The sequence below is a fragment of the Pseudoalteromonas sp. Ld20 genome, from assembly GCF_045064175.1.
Lineage (GTDB): Bacteria > Pseudomonadota > Gammaproteobacteria > Enterobacterales > Alteromonadaceae > Pseudoalteromonas > Pseudoalteromonas neustonica.
The window spans coordinates 147220-164263 of record NZ_JBISHB010000036.1 but is presented as its reverse complement, the minus strand read 5'-3'; the positions used below and the strand labels follow the sequence as shown (position 1 = coordinate 164263).

The 17044-nt window shown below is 43.4% G+C and carries 15 protein-coding genes; 8 read left to right on the top strand and 7 right to left on the bottom strand.

Annotated features, from left to right (window positions below; translation table 11 throughout):
- Position 1 precedes the first annotated feature (1 nt).
- The 6 genes from mmsB to ACJJVX_RS13305 form a co-directional block, all read right to left on the bottom strand.
- Complete coding sequence (gene mmsB / locus ACJJVX_RS13330; RefSeq protein WP_054453511.1) at positions 2 to 892, bottom strand: 3-hydroxyisobutyrate dehydrogenase; 891 nt, start codon at positions 890 to 892, stop codon at positions 2 to 4.
- A gap of 4 nt (positions 893 to 896) precedes the next feature.
- Complete coding sequence (locus tag ACJJVX_RS13325) at positions 897 to 2042, bottom strand: enoyl-CoA hydratase/isomerase family protein (RefSeq protein WP_054453508.1); 1146 nt, start codon at positions 2040 to 2042, stop codon at positions 897 to 899.
- A complete protein-coding gene (locus ACJJVX_RS13320; RefSeq protein ID WP_054203670.1) occupies positions 2042 to 2821 on the bottom strand; it encodes an enoyl-CoA hydratase in 780 nt (259 codons plus the stop codon). Before ACJJVX_RS13320 ends, ACJJVX_RS13325 begins: the two co-directional genes overlap by 1 nt.
- Positions 2822 to 2831: 10 nt before the next feature.
- Positions 2832 to 3989, bottom strand: coding sequence for an acyl-CoA dehydrogenase family protein (locus tag ACJJVX_RS13315; RefSeq protein ID WP_054203669.1), 1158 nt, complete (start codon positions 3987 to 3989; stop codon positions 2832 to 2834).
- Positions 3990 to 4108: 119 nt separating this feature from the next.
- Positions 4109 to 5599 (bottom strand): CoA-acylating methylmalonate-semialdehyde dehydrogenase, encoded by a 1491-nt coding sequence (locus ACJJVX_RS13310; RefSeq protein WP_054203668.1) that lies wholly within the window; start codon positions 5597 to 5599, stop codon positions 4109 to 4111.
- Positions 5600 to 5689: 90 nt separating this feature from the next.
- Entirely contained in the window at positions 5690 to 6871 is a 1182-nt protein-coding gene (locus ACJJVX_RS13305) for an acetyl-CoA C-acyltransferase (protein WP_054453499.1), read from the bottom strand.
- A gap of 329 nt (positions 6872 to 7200) precedes the next feature.
- Between ACJJVX_RS13305 and ACJJVX_RS13300 the strand changes: the two genes are divergently transcribed.
- The 8 genes from ACJJVX_RS13300 (at position 7201) to ACJJVX_RS13265 (ending at position 15598) form a co-directional block, all read left to right on the top strand.
- Positions 7201 to 7635 carry a MerR family DNA-binding transcriptional regulator gene (locus tag ACJJVX_RS13300; protein ID WP_054203666.1) on the top strand — a complete coding sequence of 145 codons (435 nt, stop codon included), beginning with the start codon at positions 7201 to 7203 and terminating at the stop codon, positions 7633 to 7635.
- A 64-nt stretch (positions 7636 to 7699) separates the two neighbouring features.
- Positions 7700 to 8875, top strand: a complete 1176-nt coding sequence (locus ACJJVX_RS13295) for an isovaleryl-CoA dehydrogenase (protein WP_405631842.1) — start codon at positions 7700 to 7702, stop codon at positions 8873 to 8875.
- An 11-nt stretch (positions 8876 to 8886) separates the two neighbouring features.
- Positions 8887 to 10506, top strand: coding sequence for a carboxyl transferase domain-containing protein (locus ACJJVX_RS13290; protein WP_054203664.1), 1620 nt, complete (start codon positions 8887 to 8889; stop codon positions 10504 to 10506).
- Positions 10507 to 10516: 10 nt separating this feature from the next.
- Entirely contained in the window at positions 10517 to 11287 is a 771-nt protein-coding gene (locus ACJJVX_RS13285) for an enoyl-CoA hydratase/isomerase family protein (protein ID WP_054203663.1), read from the top strand.
- 8 nt (positions 11288 to 11295) lie between these two features.
- Positions 11296 to 13272, top strand: a complete 1977-nt coding sequence (locus tag ACJJVX_RS13280; RefSeq protein ID WP_405631838.1) for an acetyl/propionyl/methylcrotonyl-CoA carboxylase subunit alpha — start codon at positions 11296 to 11298, stop codon at positions 13270 to 13272.
- Entirely contained in the window at positions 13265 to 14173 is a 909-nt protein-coding gene (locus tag ACJJVX_RS13275) for a hydroxymethylglutaryl-CoA lyase (RefSeq protein WP_054453492.1), read from the top strand. The genes ACJJVX_RS13280 and ACJJVX_RS13275 overlap by 8 nt, the downstream gene beginning before the upstream one ends.
- Positions 14174 to 14230: 57 nt before the next feature.
- Positions 14231 to 14929, top strand: coding sequence for a CoA transferase subunit A (locus ACJJVX_RS13270; protein WP_054203660.1), 699 nt, complete (start codon positions 14231 to 14233; stop codon positions 14927 to 14929).
- Positions 14930 to 14941: 12 nt separating this feature from the next.
- Positions 14942 to 15598, top strand: a complete 657-nt coding sequence (locus ACJJVX_RS13265; RefSeq protein ID WP_054453488.1) for a 3-oxoacid CoA-transferase subunit B — start codon at positions 14942 to 14944, stop codon at positions 15596 to 15598.
- Positions 15599 to 15730: 132 nt separating this feature from the next.
- Here the strand turns inward: ACJJVX_RS13265 and ACJJVX_RS13260 are convergent, their stop codons facing one another.
- Entirely contained in the window at positions 15731 to 17017 is a 1287-nt protein-coding gene (locus ACJJVX_RS13260) for a M23 family metallopeptidase (protein ID WP_405631834.1), read from the bottom strand.
- Positions 17018 to 17044: the final 27 nt, after the last annotated feature.

Below are 17044 nucleotides of genomic sequence, written 5' to 3'. Positions count from 1 at the left end.
GTTACTCCTTTGAGAATAATTTAAATATGGCACTAAAATCATCACTGCCAGCACCTTGATGCTGCAACATAGTATAAAGATTTTTTGCCATTGACCCCATTGGGGTTGATGAATTACTTTGCTGCGCTGCTTCCATCGCAAGGCCTAAATCTTTTGCCATTAAATCAACCATAAAGCCCGGTTTATAATTGTTACTTGCGGGAGCTGTGTCCATTACGCCTGGACACGGGTTGTAAAGTTCAAGCGTCCAGTTGCGACCCGAGCTTGCCGTCATAATATCGCTCAGTACTTTTGGATCTAGACCATTATTAATACCCATTTGAATTGCTTCGCTGGTACCTGCCATTAAAATGCTCAGTAGCATGTTATTACAGATTTTTGCGACTTGCCCCGCACCGATATCTCCAGCATGAAAAATATTTTTACCCATATCAGCAAGTACAGGTTGTGCTTTAGCAAAGTGATCATCAGCACCGCCTACGATAAAGGTCAGTGTGCCTGCTGTTGCGCCTGCAACTCCACCCGATACCGGCGCATCTACAAAAGCAATGCCATGTTCACTAAGTTCAGCCCCTACTTCACGCGCCGATGCAGCATCAATGGTCGAGCAATCTATTACTAAGGTCGATTTTGCTAAAATATGTACAAGGCCAGTCTCACCTAAGTACAGTGATTTAACGTGCTTACTCGCAGGGAGCATACTGATCAACACATCAACATCACTTGCACAGTGTTTGGCGTCTGTCGCTTCAATCGCGCCCTGCTCGGCAAGTTGATTTACGACCGATTGGTTTAAATCAAACACCTTAACCTGATGGCCTGCTTTAACAAGGTTTGCAGCCATAGGGCCGCCCATATTTCCTAAACCAATAAAACCGATAGAAAGTGACATATCATTATCCTTGTGTAAGTTGTTTAAGTGGATGCGAGTCATTATCCCAGCGAGCAGTAAAGAAACTCTCAATTAATTGCGCAGGTAATTGCTCAATTGTTTTAAATTGCCAGTTGGGTGCACCGTCTTTATCAATCAGTAACGCGCGGATACCCTCTTGAAATTCACCGACTTCACCACAGCGAACCGACATAGCCAATTCCATTTGAAAACACTCGCCTAAGCTTTTACCTTTTGAGTTAGCAAGTTGGCGCTCAACTAGAGCACAACTTAATGGGCAACCATGCTTTAATGATTTTTGCGCACGTGTAATCCAAACGTCATCAGTGTCTAGGTTTAAAATGTAATTAACTTTCTCTTTTAAATCTGTAAACTCAGCGAGTTTTTGAATAGTCGCTAAATTAGCTTTTACATTTCCTTTTGGCATGCGCCCGGATATGTTATCAAGCTCGGTTAGTAATGTAGTGAGTTTATCGTGATTTAACGCAGCAGTTTTTCCCCACTTAATCGCAGCGAGTTGATCAATCATACTGTCGTACTTATCAGCTTTAACGTAGTGATCAGCCAACGATACAAACATCGCATCATCGCAATTAATAGACGCTGCGGTTAGCCCTAAAAACAAGCCAACATGCTGGGGCATTTTATGTAAAAAGTAACTTCCGCCTACATCAGGGTATAAACCAATTGTTAATTCTGGCATGGCAATACGGGATGTTTCGGTCACAACACGGTGGCTAGCACCCGCCATTAAACCAAGGCCACCGCCCATTACAATCCCGTTACCCCACACCAAAATCGGTTTGTCGTAACAATGGATTAAATGATCAAGACGATACTCTTGGGTAAAAAAATCTTCAATTAAGTTGGCAGGCTCGCCAGTTTTCATTGCGTTATGTAAGCTAACTACATCACCGCCAGCACAAAAGGCTTTCTCCCCTGCACCTTTGAGTATAACCATGGCAATATTACTATCATCTGCCCATGCAATTAGCTGCGGCTCTAATAGTTTGATCATGTCAAAATTGAGGGCGTTTAACGATTTAGGAGCGTTGAGTGTTGCAAAGCCAATCAACGAGCCATTTTCTGCACGCGCTGTTTCAAAAACGACGGGGGCATCCTGTGTGTTTAATAGCGTTAACTCAACCATTAGCCGTTCACCCAATTTGCCTTACGCTTTTCTAAAAAGGCGTTAACCCCTTCTTGCTGATCTTCTGTATCAAACAAACCAACAAACAACTCGCGTTCGAGTGGTAATGCATGTGCCATGGGTTGAGTGCGACCTTTTTGTATCAACGTTTTACAAGCGCTTACAGCAACAGGGCTTTGATCGGCTACTTGGTTAGCAAGTTTAAGTGCTGCGGAAAAGCTTTCACCTTGTGGTACCACTTCTTCGACTAAACCTATTTGCAGGGCTTTATCCGCTTTTAAGCGCTCGCCACACAAAATCATCCGTTTTGCCCAGCCTTCACCAACAAGCCAAGCAAGGTTTTGTGTGCCACCAGCACACGGCAGTAAGCCAACTTTGGCCTCTGGCAATGCCATTTGTGCTTGCTCTTCCGCTATACGAATATCACACGCCAAAGCCACTTCTAAACCGCCCCCCATGGCATAGCCATTAATTGCAGCAATTGATACACCTCTAAACGCTGTTAATGCTTCAAATGCTTCGCCAAATACCTGCGACATGGTCGCTGCTACGCCTTTATCACCACCTGCGAATACATTTAAGTCAGCGCCCGCACTAAAAAACTTTTCACCTTCACCAGTGATCACTAATGAATAGACGTTTTTATTATCGTTTAGCTCATTTACCGTGTCTTTTAAGGCTATCAAGGTGTCTTTAGTCCAGGTATTCGCTGGCGGGTTAGACATGGTTAAAATCGCTACGTGGCCTTCAATGGTTAAATCAATACTTGGGTTTGACATTTCGCGTTCCTTATAGAATATCGGCTGCTGATTGCGCTAAAATACGACGAGCAATAATCACCCGCATAATTTCGTTAGTACCTTCAAGAATTTGATGAACGCGTACATCTCGGACATGGCGCTCAAGTGGGTATTCTTTGATATAACCGTAGCCACCATGAATTTGTAATGCATCATTACACACTGTAAAGCCTACATCGGTGGCAAAACGTTTTGCCATGGCGCAATAAGTGGTTTTTTCACTGTCGCCTGAGTCGAGCTTAAACGCTGCTAATCGCACCATTTGGCGCGCTGCAACAAGTTCAGTATTCATATCGGCTATTTTAAATTGCAGTGCTTGAAACGCAGCCAGTGGTTTACCAAATTGCTCGCGTTCTTTTAAATATTCACGGGCTGTTTGTAGTGCGGCTTGGGCAGTGCCAATTGAGCAGGTTGCAATGTTGATGCGTCCGCCATCTAGGCCTTGCATTGCAAATTTAAAACCTTCTCCCTCAGCGCCTAATAAGTTGTGTGCAGGAATACGCACATCTTCAAAACTAATTAAGCGTGTAGGTTGTGCATTCCAGCCCATTTTTTCTTCAGCTTTGCCATATTCAACACCTTTAGCATCAGCAGGGACTACAAAAGCAGAAATACCGGCAGCGCCATCACCGCCAGTACGTGCCATGACTACCAATACTTCGGTTTCACCCGCGCCAGAGATAAACATTTTTGAGCCGTTGATCACGTATTCGTCGCCATCACGCACCGCTTTGGTTTTCAATGATGCAGCATCTGACCCAGAGCCTGGCTCTGTTAAACAGTAAGACGCTAGTAACTCGCCCATAACTAGTTGGTCACAATATTGCTCTTTAGTTTGCTCAGTACCAAAGCTTGCGATCATCCAAGTGGCCATATTATGAATGGTCAACATCGCAGTTGTAGCTGTACAGCCCATCGCAAGCTGTTCAAAAATAATGCTTGAATCTAAACGCGATAAACCTAAACCACCGGCTTCCTCTGGCGTATAAAGACCACAAAACCCTAACTGACCTGCGGCTTTAATGGTGTCTTTTGGAAAAATATGTTCGCGGTCCCACTTTGCTGCGTGTGGAGCGAGTTCTGATTCAGCGAATTGGCGAGCGGTTTGTGCAAATGCTTGTTGATCTTCAGTTAAATTAAAGTCCATAGCAGGCCTCTTATTTATAATTTGTTGTCGGTAAAATCTATTCGTGAAGAGCAACGAAGGCTGAAAATGTGCCCGCCTTCGCGCCCCTCTTTTTTATTATGTGGAGTAAGTTAAATTAATTACTTAAGGTTGATACTCATATTGGGGCCTGACGCAATATCGTCTTCAAACCAGCGTGAGGTAATGGTTTTAGTTTCAGTGTAAAAACGAATACCTTGTTTACCGTAAGTATGCGTGTCACCGTAAAAAGAACCTTTCCAACCAGTAAATGAGAAGAACGGCAGCGGCACAGGAATTGGCACGTTAATACCCACTTGGCCAACTTCAATTTCGTGTTGGAACTTACGTGCAACAGCGCCACTTGATGTAAATAACGACGTGCCGTTACCAAATGGCGAATCATTAATAAGTGCAATGGCTTCATCTAGCGAATCAACAAACATACATGCCAGTACAGGACCAAAGATTTCTTCTTTGTATAAATCCATGTCTGTCGTTACATCAGTAAATAAGGTAGGTCCTACCCAGTTGCCTTGCTCAGAACCTACAACAGTAAAGTCAGAACCATCAATTAAACACGTTGCACCTTGCTCTTTACCTTGGGCAATCAATGATAAAATACGCGCTTTGGCAGCCGGTGATGTTTGCGGGCCGTATGCCGCATCTTTATCATCCCATACACCTGGACGAACATTAGCAAAGCCTGCTTTAATGTCGTCAACCCAGTCTTTTGCTTGACCAACGAATACCGCCACTGAAATTCCCATACAGCGCTGACCTGCAGCACCAACAGATGCCCCAACGAGATTATTTACCACGTGCGAACGACTAGCATCAGGCATGATCACCATGTGATTTTTTGCACCCACACACGCTTGTACACGCTTTAAATTTGCAGTGCCTTTAGAGTAAATGTATTCACCTACACCACAAGAACCCACGAATGAAATTGCGCGCACGGCTGGATCTTCTAATAAACGGTCGACCTGTGGCTTAGTACCATGTACCACTTGTAATACGCCTTTTGGCGCGCCCGCTTCAATAAACAGCTCGGCTAAACGCATAGGCGTTAGTGGATCTTGTTCAGACGGTTTTAAAATAAAGGTGTTACCGCACACAATCGCCAGTGGAAACATCCACAGTGGGATCATTGCAGGGAAGTTAAACGGCGTAATACCTGCGCATACACCCAGTGGTTGCATATATGAATAAGTGTCGATTTTGCGTGCCACATTCTCCATCGTCTCGCCCATCATTAACGAGGGTGCATTTGCTGCTTGCTCAACCACTTCAATACCGCGCCAAACATCACCTTTGGCATCTTCAAACGTTTTACCAAGCTCATGACAAATGATGGTCGCTAATTCGTCATGATGTTCTTTTAATAACGCAGCGTATTTCATCATAATGCGCGCACGCTCAGTGATTGGTACATCTTTCCAGGTTTTAAAGGTGTCTTTAGCTGATGTAATCGCTGCATCCATTTCTGCGTCTGTGGCACACGGAACTTGTGCTAACACTTCTTGGTTTGCTGGATTAACAACATCAATAAGTTGATCTGATGTTGATTGAATAAATTCGCCGTTGATCAGTAATGGTACTTGGTGCATAACGCACTCCTCCCCAGAGGGTAATTGGTTAAGCCGCAGTAGTTATTATTAAAAGAGCCTGCGGCTGTGAGAGTTTAAGTTTTTTAAAAATTAGAGTGTTTCGACTGCTAAGGCTACCGCTTCACCGCCACCAATACATAAAGAGGCAACGCCTTTCTTAAGACCACGATTTTTAAGTGCATGAATAAGGGTAACTAAAATACGCGCACCGCTGGCACCAATAGGATGACCCAGTGCACAGGCACCGCCATTAACGTTAACTTTGCTTTCATCAAGTTTTAACTCGTTGATGGCAAGCATAGTCACCATGGCAAAGGCTTCATTAATTTCCCAAAGGTCAACGTCGTTCGTTGTCCAGCCTGCTTTTTCAAGTAAGCTATTCATAGCGCCAACAGGCGCAAGTGTGAATTCACTTGGTTTTTGTGAGTGTGTGCTGTGCGCTACAATACGACACAGTGGCGTAAGCCCTTGTGCTTTAGCATGTGATTCACTCATCAAGATAAGTGCAGCGCCACCGTCAGAGATTGACGATGAATTTGCAGCAGTAATAGTACCGTCTTTTTTGAATGCAGCACGTAGACTTGGGATTTTTTCTGGGCGTGCATTACCTGGTTGTTCGTCAATGCTAACTGTCACGTCACCTTTACGGCTACTCATAGTATGCGGTGCAACTTCGCTATCAAAATCACCATTTGCAATCGCTGCATTGGCTTTACTAAGCGAGTTAAGTGCAAACGCATCCATTTGTTCACGGCCAATACCGTATTCATCAGCAGTATCTTGAGCAAAACAGCCCATCGCTTTATTATCGTAGGCGTCTTCTAGGCCATCACTCATCATGTGATCTTTAATTTCACCGTGACCCATACGCATACCGCCGCGTGCTTTTGGTATAAAATACGGCGAATTAGTCATGCTTTCCATGCCACCTGCAATCGCGCTATTAATTGAACCCGCTTTAATTAAATCATGCGCGAGCATCGCCGCTTTTAAACCCGACCCACATACTTTATTAATTGTGGTAGCACCCGTGCTACGCGCAAGGCCTGCTTTTAACATGGCTTGACGTGCGGGTGCTTGGCCTAAACCAGCTGGCAATACACAGCCCATAATGACTTCATCAATAGCATTATCGCTTAATCCCGTATCAGCAAGCGCGCTGGCAATGGCTGTTGCACCTAACTCAGTGGCATCTGCACCGCTAAGGGCACCCATAAAACCACCCATAGGGGTACGTTTTGCTGCTACAATAACAACGGCTTCGGTAGTCATAAAAAAGGCTCCATTTTATAATTGGCAATATTCATGTGTGAGCGATAAGCCAAACACTGTATTTATAATCTGCTTATGAGCATACATAATATTTACGTTTACGCCAACGTAAATCTAAAATCAAGATTTATACGCTCAACAAAAGTGTAAACATATCTTTATTTTTCTGTAGATTAATACAAACAGTGTAGCCTCAACCCCTGCTATAACTGATAACTGCCTTCAATACACTGCACATTATATTAGTCTAAAGTATAAGTTCTACAATCCACTTTACCTTTACGTAAACTTCACTTATATTGGAGTTATTCGAATGAGGTAAAAACACTATGAATCAAGATAATCAAACAAATTTTGCAAGTTCTGCCGCAGAGCCTGCAAGTAATGAACAAACTTTTAGTATCAGTGAACTGGCTAAAGAGTTTGATATAACCACCCGCTCAATTCGCTTTTATGAAGATCAGGGCTTAATTTCACCTGAGCGTAATGGCCAAACCCGTATTTATTCAAAACGCGACAAAGTGCGTTTAAAACTTATTTTACGTGGTAAGCGTTTAGGTTTTACTTTGGCTGAAACAGGCCGTTTGTTTGAACTTTATGATGCAGATAAATCCAGCGCTAAGCAGTTAGTGACTATGCTTGACTTAATTTCAGATAAAAAAGCTGATTTAAGCCAACAAATGGATGACATTAAAGTAGTCTTGATGGAATTAGTCACCGCAGAGCGTCGTTGCCGCGATACCTTAAATAAATTAGATGAATAAAAGAGCTTTAAACTATAACGATTAAATGACTATTCATTAACAGTCTCTCACACAGGAATGAATCATGAGCACTATTTCACTATATAAAGAAATGAACTTTGGCCTAGGCGAAACAGCCGATATGATCCGCGATCATGTTAATAGCTTTGCCAGCCAAGAAATTGCCCCTTTAGCAGAGAAAACCGATCTTGATAACGCGTTTCCTAACCAGCTTTGGCCACAATTAGGCGAAATGGGTTTGTTAGGTATGACAGTATCTGAAGAGTTAGGTGGTGCGGGCCTTGGTTATTTAGAACACGTAATCGCGATGGAAGAAATAAGCCGCGCCAGCGCGTCTATTGGCCTAAGCTACGGTGCTCATTCAAACTTGTGTGTTAATCAAATTAATCGTAATGGCTCGCAAGCGCAAAAAGAAAAATACCTACCTAAATTAATTAGTGGTGCACATATTGGTGCGCTGGCGATGAGTGAGCCTAATGCTGGCTCTGATGTCGTATCAATGAAGCTTAAAGCTGAGAAAAAAGGCGATAAGTACATTTTAAACGGCAATAAAATGTGGATCACTAACGGCCCTGATGCCCATACTTTAGTCATCTACGCAAAAACTGATTTAACCGCAGGCGCTAAAGGCATTACCGCATTTATTGTTGAAAGTAACTTCCCTGGTTTTTCTACGGCGCAAAAACTCGACAAACTGGGCATGCGTGGTTCAAACACTTGTGAACTGGTTTTCGAAAACTGCGAAGTGCCAGAAGAAAACATCCTTGGTAATTTAAATGAAGGCGTTAAAGTACTCATGAGCGGCCTTGATTACGAGCGCGTAGTACTTGCAGCAGGCCCACTGGGCATAATGCAAGCCTGTATGGACATCGTTGTACCGTATATTCATGAACGTAAACAGTTTGATACACCTATTGGTCAATTCCAACTTATTCAAGGTAAAATTGCCGACATGTATACACAAATGAATGCAGCTCGTTCATACGTATACACAGTAGCGCGTTCGTGTGATCGTGGTGAAACAACCCGTAAAGATGCTGCTGGTGCAATTTTATATGCCGCAGAGCTGGCAACCAAAATGGCATTAGATGCCATTCAAATCCTCGGTGGCAATGGCTACATTAATGAATACGCAGCTGGACGTCTATTACGTGACGCAAAACTGTACGAAATTGGTGCAGGTACGTCTGAAATTCGCCGCATGTTAATCGGCCGCGAATTATTCACTGAAAGCCGTTAAGGATAAACGCGATGACTATTTTAAAATCAAGCGTTAACCCCCACGATCCGCAGTTTTTACAAAACCATAAAAACATGGCTGCGCTGGTTGATGATTTACGCGATAAAGTAAGCGAAATTAGCCAAGGTGGCGGCCTTGCTCTTATTGAGCGCCATGAAGGTCGCGGTAAAATGTTTGTTCGTGAACGTATTAGCACATTAATTGATGAAGGCTCACCCTTTTTAGAAATTTCACAATTTGCAGCCTTTGGTGTATATGAACAAGCCATTCCGTGTGCGGGTGTTGTTGCCGGTATTGGCCGCGTAAAAGGCGTTGAATGTATGATCATCGCCAATGACGCCACAGTCAAAGGCGGAACGTATTTCCCGCTAACAGTAAAAAAACACCTACGCGCGCAAGATATTGCTGAGCGTTGTCATTTACCCTGTATTTATTTGGTTGACTCAGGTGGTGCAAACCTGCCAGAGCAAGACGATGTATTCCCAGATAAACTGCATTTTGGTCGTATTTTTTACAATCAAGCCCGTATGTCTGGAAAAGGTATCCCGCAGATTGCTGTGGTTATGGGCTTATGTACCGCAGGTGGTGCATATGTACCCGCCATGGCTGATGAAAGCATTATCGTAAAAGAGCAAGGCACTATATTTTTAGCCGGCCCGCCGCTCGTTAAAGCGGCCACTGGTGAAGAGGTAACAGCCGAGGAACTTGGTGGCGCTGACGTGCACTGTAAAACATCTGGCGTGGCTGACCATTACGCTGAAAACGATGCTCATGCGCTATCAATTGCGCGCCAATGTATTGAACGCATTAACTATCAACGCCCTACTTCACCATTATTGGATGATGCGCTCAATAAAGTAAAAGCGCCACGTTACGACATTAGCGAGCTATACGGCATCGTCGGGACTGATCTGAAAAAGCCCTTCGATGTACGCGAAGTAATCGCCCGCACTGTGGATGACTCATCATTTGATGAATTTAAACGTTACTTTGGTGACACATTAGTGACTGGTTTTGCGAAAATTTATGGACACCCTGTTGGCATTGTTGCTAACAACGGCATTTTATTTAGTGAGTCAGCCCAAAAAGGCGCACACTTTATTCAACTGTGTGCCCAACGCAATATCCCCCTCGTATTTTTACAAAATATCACCGGTTTTATGGTGGGTAAAAAATACGAAGCAGAAGGTATTGCTAAACACGGCGCTAAAATGGTGATGGCGGTATCATGTGCTGATGTACCAAAATTTACCGTTTTAATTGGTGGCTCTTATGGCGCTGGTAACTATGGTATGTGTGGCCGCGCATTTGAACCTACCATGATGTGGATGTGGCCAAATGCCCGTATTTCGGTCATGGGCGGCGAACAAGCTGCAGGTGTAATGGCACAAGTTAAACAAGATGGTTTAGCGCGTAAAGGCCAAAGCATGACTGATGAGCAAGTTACTGAGTTTAAAAAGCCCATTATTGATCAATATGAGCAGCAAGGTCATCCGTATTATGCCAGCGCCCGTTTGTGGGATGACGGTATTATTGACCCCGCTGATACGCGCAATGTGCTTGGCTTAGCGCTAAGCGCAGCAGCTAATGCACCTAAACGTGATTCGCAATTCGGCGTATTTAGAATGTAAGGAAGTGAGTATGTCAGTAACACTACAAATAACTAAATCAAATGTGGCTGTCCTCGTTTTAAGTCGCCCTGAAAAGCGCAACGCCTTTAACGAGCAAGTAATCCAAGAGCTAATTCAATGTATTGAACACGCCAATACCTTAGACGTGCGCGCGTTGGTTTTAAAAACCGAGGGCGAGCACTTCTCGGCTGGTGCGGATCTCAATTGGATGAAGTCGATGGCAGATAATGACTTTGCTGAAAATCTTGCTGACTCAAAACAACTTGCCAAACTTATGCATGTATTAGCAAGTAGTCCACTGCCCACAGTCTGTGCCGTGCAAGGTGCCGCTTTTGGTGGCGCACTGGGTTTAATTGCCTGTTGCGATATTGCCATTTGCCAAGACAACGCACAATTTTGTTTAAGCGAAGTTAAACTCGGCCTAATACCTGCGGTCATTAGCCCTTATGTAATAAGAGCGATTGGCGAACGCGCTGCAAGACGGTACTTTTTAACCGCAGAGATTTTTGATGCACACACAGCCAAACAGCTAGGCTTAATACATCAAGTAACGGGCAAACTTGAATGCGCCCTTGATCAGCTACTTGAAACATTGATCAATAACGGTCCTGTTGCCGTACGTGCTGCCAAACAATTAATTAACGATGTTGCCGGGCACGAAATTAATGGTCAAATTGTAAACTTAACCGCTGAGCGCATTGCTGAAATACGCGTATCTGAAGAAGGCCAAGAAGGGCTTACTGCCTTTTTTGAAAAACGCCCGCCAAATTGGCAAAAATAGGGATCCCCATGAGCACACAATCATTACAAAAAATTCTTATTGCTAATCGCGGCGAAATTGCATGCCGTGTGATGCGAACTGCAAAACAAATGGGTTTAACCACTGTTGCGGTTTATTCAGATGCCGACAAAAATTCACAACATGTAAAGCTTGCCGACGAAGCCTACCATATTGGTGCAGCGCCAAGTAAAGACTCCTATTTAGTCGCTGATAAAATTATGCAAGTAGCGCTGGCTGCTGGCGCTGACTGTATACACCCAGGTTACGGGTTTTTATCTGAAAACAGTGAGTTTGCAAAAGCTTGCGAAGCAAATAATATTGCCTTTATTGGCCCACCAGCCAGCAGCATTGAAGCCATGGGTTCAAAAACCCGTGCTAAAGAAATTATGGCAGCGGCCAATGTGCCCTTGGTGCCTGGTTACTATGGAGATAAACAAGATCCGGCCTTTTTGCAAGCAGAAGCTGAAAAAATTGGCTACCCAGTACTAATCAAAGCAGCCTTTGGCGGCGGCGGTAAAGGCATGCGTGTTGTAGAGCAAGCAAAAGACTTTATCAGTGCTTTGCAAGGCGCACAACGTGAAGCAATTGCTGGCTTTGGTAACGACTTAGTGTTACTTGAGCGTTACGTAAACAAACCGCGCCATGTTGAAGTACAAATTTTTGCAGATAACCACGGTAACTGTGTGTATTTAGGCGATCGTGATTGTTCATTGCAACGTCGCCACCAAAAAGTGATCGAAGAAGCCCCTGCGCCTGGTTTATCTGATGAACTACGTAAGGAAATGGGGGAAGCCGCTGTTCGATGCGCCCTTGCGATTAATTATCGTGGTGCGGGTACTGTTGAGTTTTTGCTGTGTGGCGATGAATTCTTTTTTATGGAAATGAACACCCGCCTGCAAGTCGAACACCCAGTGACAGAAATGGTGACCGGTGTTGATCTAGTCAATTGGCAAATAAACGTCGCCGCTGGTAAAGCATTACCACTTGCGCAAGATGACATCCAGTTACAAGGTCACAGTTTTGAAGCGCGTATTTACGCAGAAGATCCAAGTAATGACTTTATCCCCTGCTCTGGCACGATTAATGGCTTGTATATACCAGCTCAATCTGAATATGTACGTATTGATACCGGTATTTTACAAGGGGATGAAATAAGCCCTTTTTATGACCCTATGATCGCTAAATTAATTGTTCATGATGACACCCGTGAACACGCATTAGCACGATTAAGAACAGCACTTGAGCAATTCCATTTAGCGGGCTTTAGCTGCAATGTAAGCTTCTTACATAACCTTGCTGATCACGTCACTTTCAAACAAGGTGCGCCAGATACGCATTTTATTGAAGAGCAAGGTGACACCTTACTTACAGTTGATAACAAGCAACGTTTGATGAGTACCGTAATCGCGGCATTTAGTTATTTATCTGGCTTAAATAATATAGCCAATAGCAGCCCATGGGATCGTCTTTCTGGCTTTAAACTCAACATAAAAGCGGCAATTAACATCCCGTTTTCTGATCATATTATAACTGCAACCCCACAGCAAAACGGCTTTATAATCACGATTGACGGAGTTGACTATACAACCTCCGGCAGCATTGAAAATAGCGTATGCAGCATGTTTATTAATGGCGATAAGCACACAAGTCATGTTGTAAACACTGACAATGTAATTACAGTGATGTACAAAGCGCTACAAAGCACGTTTGATGTAATAGACAAACATTATGTGAGCGAGCACGAAAGTGATGCTCTGCCACTTGCAGCGCCGCTCAATGGCACTGTCGTTAAGCACCTAATTGACATTGGTAGCGCAGTCACTAAAGGTGACGCTGTGGTTATCATCGAAGCAATGAAAATGGAATACACCCTCACCGCCCCGCATGATGGCGTGTTACAGAGTTATTGTTTTGCTGAAGGCGCATTGGTTAGCCATGGGGCCTTATTGGCAATTGTCACCGATGAGAGCTCAGCAGATGAATAACACACTCCCAAGCCATGTTCGCATTGTTGAAGTGGGCGCACGTGATGGTTTACAAAACGAAAGCGCTGTAAGCACCCAAGATAAAATAAAGCTTATTACAGCCCTTGCTGATGCGGGTATTACTGATATAGAAGCCGGGGCGTTTGTATCACCCAAATGGGTGCCGCAAATGGCAGACTCAAGTGAAGTAATAAGCGCGCTTACGTTACCTAATACAAATTTAACCGCGCTTACGCCCAATTTAAAAGGCGCAGCAGCCGCGCATGCGGTAGGTATTAAAGAATTTGCTATATTTACTGCCGCAAGCGAAGCATTTTGCCAAAAAAATATTAACTGCTCGATTGACGAAAGTATTGCCCGCTTTGAAGATGTAATGGCGTTTGCCAAAGCACATAATATTCGTGTGCGTGGGTATGTAAGTTGTGTACTTGGCTGCCCGTATGAGGGTGATATAGACCCACAACGTGTACTTGAAGTAAGCCAAAAGCTATTAGCCCTTGGTTGTTACGAAGTAAGCCTAGGCGACACCATTGGTATTGGCACAGCTAAAAAAGTGGACGAGCTGTTAGATGTATTATTAGCACACATTGACAAATCGTTGTTGGCTGTTCATTTTCACGACACTTACGGACAAGCGCTCACAAATATTTACACTGCCCTAAAACGAGGTATAGCAACGGTTGACAGTGCAGTTGCAGGCCTTGGTGGCTGCCCTTATGCAAAGGGAGCGTCAGGAAATGTTGCCACCGAAGATGTAATTTACTTACTCCAAGGGCTTGGCATAAACCATGGTATTGATTTACAAAGGCTAGCTCAAGCTGGTTGGGCAATTTGTACGGCATTAAATAAACAACCTGTGAGCAAGGTTTCCTTGGCACTTAAAAATCAAACTACTGATTAATAGTCTATATTTAACACGTTGATCAGCAGTCATATTAATAAAATGAGGAGTGGGCCCATGGCCGGTTTCGATAAAGTAGTTTCAAGTTATGAAGCTGCAATGGAAGGCTTAAAAGATGGCGATACTATTATCGCTGGTGGTTTTGGTTTATGCGGGATCCCTGAAGGGCTAATTAGCGAAATCAAACGTAAAAAAACCACCGACTTGACCGTTGTGTCTAATAACTGTGGTGTAGACGATTTTGGTTTAGGCTTATTATTGCATGACAAACAAATTAAAAAAATTATTGCTTCCTACGTGGGTGAAAACGCCCTATTCGAACAACAATTATTAAGCGGTGAAATAGACGTAGAACTAACACCTCAAGGCACACTTGCAGAAAAAATGCGTGCTGGCGGTGCTGGTATCCCCGCGTTTTATACAGCCACTGGTTATGGTACGCCTGTAGCCGAAGGCAAAGACGTTAAAGAATTTAATGGCCGTCCTTATATACTAGAAGAATCAATTACCGGTGAATTTGCTATTGTTAAAGCATGGAAAGCAGACCGCTATGGTAATTTAGTATTTCGCCACACTGCCATGAATTTTAACCCAATGGCCGCAACAGCGGGTAAAATAACCGTCGCTGAGGTTGAAGAAATTGTTGAACCAGGTGAACTTGAGCCAAGCCAAATTCATACCCCTGGTATTTTTGTTAATCGCGTGATCAAAGGCAGCTTTGAAAAACGCATTGAACGTGTCACCACTCGCGATTAAGGAGCAATAATCATGGCATTATCACGTGAACAAGTCGCAATGCGCGTTGCACAAGAACTACAAGACGGTTATTACGTCAATCTCGGTATTGGTATTCCTACTTTGGTAGCTAACTATGTACCAGATCATATTGAAGTGATGTTACAGTCTGAAAATGGCTTACTCGGCATGGGTCAATACCCAACAAAAGCAGAACTTGACGCAGATATGATCAACGCGGGTAAAGAAACCGTGACAGCAGCCAAAGGTGCGGCCATATTTAATAGTGCAGATAGTTTTGCAATGATCCGTGGTGGTCATGTAGACTTAACAGTCTTAGGTGCATTTGAAGTTGACCAGAACGGCAGCATAGCATCGTGGATGATCCCAAAAAAGCTGATTAAAGGCATGGGCGGCGCGATGGACCTTGTCGCTGGTGCAAAAAATATTATCGTTACTATGACTCATGCAAGTAAGCATGGAGATTCAAAACTTTTAGAAAGTTGCTCATTACCTTTAACTGGCGTTAATTGTGTAAAGAAAATAGTAACAGATTTAGCCGTACTTGAAGTTAGAGACGGCGCTTTTCATCTGCTAGAACGCGCACCTGGCGTATCTGTCGATGAAATAATTAGTAAAACAGCAGGTAAATTACTTGTTGATGGTGAAATCCCAGAGATGGTTTTTTAAACTAACTCTTAATTTCACTCTGTACCGACCTCATTCCCAGTGCCAATGGCGCTGAGTTACCCAAAATCCCTCGCAAGAGGGATTTTTTTTGCCTATTAATTTTTACAAGTTCGTAATGCTTAAAACTAATGACTATTCACTGATATGATGATTCTCATATTTATCTGCCAAACGAGGGGGCGCTGACTGTTCATACAAGTCGATTAACTCATCAAGCGTTTTTTTAGTGGTAAGAAAAGCGGACAAGCTTTTATCTTTTAGTGTTTCACCGCCACTGTCTTTAATGCGAAGTGGATCGATTGCACGCCCATGCTTATGTATTTCATAATGCAGATGCCTAGCTTGGCTGAGTCCGGTATTGCCTAAATAGCCGATTGTTTGCCCTTGCTTTACATGCACCCCCTTTTTAATTCCCTTTGCAAACCCGTTAAGGTGCGCATATAAAGTCAGATAACCCCTTGCATGTTTTATTTTTACTACGTTACCAAAAGATCCTTCTCGGCCAGCTTTGGTGATTACACCTTTCCCTGCAGCAAAGATAGGTGTCCCAACCGGAGCTCCAAAATCAATGCCCTTGTGAATACGTGTATAACCTAATACAGGGTGCTTTCGTTTACCAAAGTAAGATGATAATCGCGCTCCATCTAAGGGGGTTTTCATTAAAAAACTACCCATTTTACGCCCAGCGTCATTATAAAAATCATTGTTACCTTGTTTATCAGCAAAGGCGTATAAACGAGAGATTTTATTACCTAATACTAATTTTGTGAATTCAATACTTGCAAGTTTCGTTATCGCTGGATTTTCCACTAAAGCGTGTTGTTTATAAATAACAGCGAATTGGTCGCCCCTGCGCAGCTCACGTTGAAAATCGACCGTATACGAATACAGAAGTAGAAACTGCTGGATCACATTCACCGGTATATTATTTTCTAAGGCACTTTTATATAAGCTCGTTTCAACACGTGCAGTAACATAAATGGTGGCAGTTGTGGTTGCCAACTTTTGGGTTGTAACTTGCCAGTTTACAGCTTGCTTTTCTATCACAATACGCTTTTCAAACGCAGCAAAAAAAGTCACTTTTTGTAGAACCCCTTGCTCAAGATACACGGTAAACTGTTCACCTGCGCGTAATTTATTGGCTGGATAGACTGGCTCTAGTTGCTCTGCTATTTGCCAAATTTCTTGCGCAGTTAAACCATAATGCGTGAGTAAATGCGCCAATGTTTGCCCTTTGGCAAGCGCTATTGTCTGCATAGTTGTTTTAACGAGCAATTTTTCTCGATTGTTATTCACGTTGTAATTATTCACTGATTTATCGCTGTGTGCTGTGCAGCAACTCTTCTCAGGTACGCGATTAATACTGGGATCAGTACAGGCACACAAAAGTACCAAGCATATAAAAATAAAGCTTTTCATAATTCTCTCTATTAAATTTTGGGCGCA

Excerpts from the sequence above, each read along its gene's own strand:
- ACJJVX_RS13305 (WP_054453499.1), bottom strand. The coding sequence starts at position 6,871 with ATGACTACCGAAGCCGTTGTTATTGTAGCAGCAAAACGTACCCCTATG.
- ACJJVX_RS13280 (WP_405631838.1), top strand. The coding sequence starts at position 11,296 with ATGAGCACACAATCATTACAAAAAATTCTTATTGCTAATCGCGGCGAA.
- ACJJVX_RS13295 (WP_405631842.1), top strand. The coding sequence starts at position 7,700 with ATGAGCACTATTTCACTATATAAAGAAATGAACTTTGGCCTAGGCGAA.
- ACJJVX_RS13300 (WP_054203666.1), top strand. The coding sequence starts at position 7,201 with ATGAATCAAGATAATCAAACAAATTTTGCAAGTTCTGCCGCAGAGCCT.
- ACJJVX_RS13275 (WP_054453492.1), top strand. The coding sequence starts at position 13,265 with ATGAATAACACACTCCCAAGCCATGTTCGCATTGTTGAAGTGGGCGCA.
- ACJJVX_RS13325 (WP_054453508.1), bottom strand. The coding sequence starts at position 2,042 with ATGGTTGAGTTAACGCTATTAAACACACAGGATGCCCCCGTCGTTTTT.
- ACJJVX_RS13265 (WP_054453488.1), top strand. The coding sequence starts at position 14,942 with ATGGCATTATCACGTGAACAAGTCGCAATGCGCGTTGCACAAGAACTA.
- ACJJVX_RS13270 (WP_054203660.1), top strand. The coding sequence starts at position 14,231 with ATGGCCGGTTTCGATAAAGTAGTTTCAAGTTATGAAGCTGCAATGGAA.
- ACJJVX_RS13285 (WP_054203663.1), top strand. The coding sequence starts at position 10,517 with ATGTCAGTAACACTACAAATAACTAAATCAAATGTGGCTGTCCTCGTT.
- ACJJVX_RS13310 (WP_054203668.1), bottom strand. The coding sequence starts at position 5,599 with ATGCACCAAGTACCATTACTGATCAACGGCGAATTTATTCAATCAACA.
- ACJJVX_RS13290 (WP_054203664.1), top strand. The coding sequence starts at position 8,887 with ATGACTATTTTAAAATCAAGCGTTAACCCCCACGATCCGCAGTTTTTA.
- ACJJVX_RS13320 (WP_054203670.1), bottom strand. The coding sequence starts at position 2,821 with ATGTCAAACCCAAGTATTGATTTAACCATTGAAGGCCACGTAGCGATT.
- ACJJVX_RS13315 (WP_054203669.1), bottom strand. The coding sequence starts at position 3,989 with ATGGACTTTAATTTAACTGAAGATCAACAAGCATTTGCACAAACCGCT.
- mmsB (WP_054453511.1), bottom strand. The coding sequence starts at position 892 with ATGTCACTTTCTATCGGTTTTATTGGTTTAGGAAATATGGGCGGCCCT.
- ACJJVX_RS13260 (WP_405631834.1), bottom strand. The coding sequence starts at position 17,017 with ATGAAAAGCTTTATTTTTATATGCTTGGTACTTTTGTGTGCCTGTACT.